The following is a 1,971-nucleotide window of genomic DNA, read 5'->3' as shown; positions in this document are numbered from 1 at the left end:
ATTACGTTCATTGGCCCATGGGGCTGGAGGGACCGGATAACCCAAAACAGAAACCATCGGAACCCGCAGTGGGTTCCGAGGGCCTGTTCTTCTAGGTGCTATCGACCTACCGCCGGCCGATGACCTGGATGGTGAGGGCGAGGAACGTCTGCGGACCCAAGGTGATCCAAACCCGGTATGTCCCTGGGGCCAACCGGGATGTATCCACCAAGACCTCGCAGTTCGGCGTCCCAGGAAGCCTTCGCTCCGACACCGCCCCGGCCTGGACCTCGGGCGCGACGAACGCCCCGGCTCCTCCGGCCACCCCGTCCACCAACGCCAGCGTCACCCGTGGGACCTCCTTGAGCTCGTGCACGGGGGCAGGGAGGGTGGCGAACACGGCGATCCGCTCCCCTTGACGCACCAGTTGAGGTATCCCAGGCCCAACGCCCTGGATCACGGTCTCCTCGTTGGTCGCCCCGGCGGTGCCGGTGAGCAAAGCCTTCCGGGCATCGAACCCGTTGACGACGATCCCGCGGTTGGCGGTCCAGTTGTCGTCGCGATCCGGACTTGCTGGATCAATCCGCTCCATGGTCGCGGGATGAGGGGCCCCGCTCCCGCCGGCCCACCCGTCCCGGTTTGGGTTATCGGCGTTGGCCATGTCCACCACGTTCCCATCGGGATCCACGAGCTCCATGACCTCGCCGAGGCCGGAGAGCCTGAGCAGGTGGGGTGGCTCGGTGTCGTAGACGAGATCGGCCGAGATATCGCTCACCACGTTGTCGTGCCGCCGCTCGAGCAGGTAGTAGCCGTGCGCAGGGATCTCCCCCCTCAGCTCCACCACCTTCCACTTGGCTTCTTCTGGGGTGGCGGGCTGCTTCCGCCGCCAGCGCAGGATCCACCCGGTGAGGTCGATCGCCTGATCGGTGGTGTTGGCGAGCTCGATCCACTGGTCCTCAGGGCTGGCGTTGGTGCCGCCCCAAGCTACCTCGTTGATCACCACTGGGCTTGCCGCCGCGCCGGCGGCGCCGGCCACCTCCTCCTGGCCGCACCGGTCAACATTGATCAGGACCGTGGCGGTGGCGAAGAGGCCGTAGGGGTCTTGGACCATGAACGTAAACGCATCCGTCCCCACGAATCCGGGGGCCGGTGTATAGGTCACGTTGACCGAGGCGAGGTCCGGGAGGGTGTAGCTGACCACGGTCAGGTTCCCGCTGATCGTGCCGTGCAGCGGCGCCCCCAGGATGCTGAACGAGAGGGAACGCTCAGTCGGCGGGACCAGTCCGAGATCCGGATCGCGCCCGACCAAGGTCAGGTTGAGGGGCACATCCATGCAGGTGATCACGGTCTGATCCTGCGCCGCGGGTGGGTTGTCCACACAGTTGACGCACGGCGTCCGGGTCACGGCGGGGGCAGAGGCAATGAGGCGGCCACAGGGATCGACCGCGGTGGCCGTGGCGGTGTTGGCGATGATGCTGCCCATGTCCCGCTGGGTCACGGTATAGGTGCCGGTGTAGGTCCAGATCCCGCCTGGCTCCAACACGCCGTCGCCGTCGTCGCCCACCGGCCCGGCGAGGATGGGGATGCGGGAGTCGGTGACGTCCACGTCGGTGAGGTCCACAGGACCGGGGTTGCTCACCCGAACCGTGTAATGGATGACGTCCCCCACCCCAACCGGGGTCTGATCGAACGGCGGCTCCACCACTTTGGTGATCGCGAGCGCCCCAATGGGAGTTGGAACCTCGGTCACTACTGTTTCGTTCGAGTCGTCCGTGCACCCGTTCGCGTCCGTCACCACCACGTGGTACGTCCCGGCCTGGGTCGCCTCGTACGTCGCACCTGTGGCACCGGCGATCGGGGTCCCGTCCTTGTACCACTGGTAGCTGTACGGGGCCTCCCCACCGGTCACGCTCGCCGTGAGGAGGACCCTCGACATGCTGCAGTTGAGCTCACCCGACGTCGGGGTCACGCTCACCTGCGGGTTCGGGACCG

Annotated in this window: 1 protein-coding gene; it reads right to left on the bottom strand. The window is 66.8% G+C overall.

Annotated features, from left to right (window positions below):
• Window positions 1-106: 106 nt before the first annotated feature.
• On the bottom strand, window positions 107-1,971 hold a 1,865-nt coding region (locus tag NUV94_05250; protein MCR4392179.1), incomplete at its 5' end, for a lamin tail domain-containing protein.

It is taken from the genome of Candidatus Acetothermia bacterium, assembly GCA_024653305.1.
Taxonomy (GTDB): domain Bacteria; phylum Bipolaricaulota; class Bipolaricaulia; order Bipolaricaulales; family Bipolaricaulaceae; genus JACIWI01.
The sequence above is the reverse complement of the archived record's forward strand: the minus strand, read 5'-3'. Positions and strand labels throughout refer to the sequence as shown.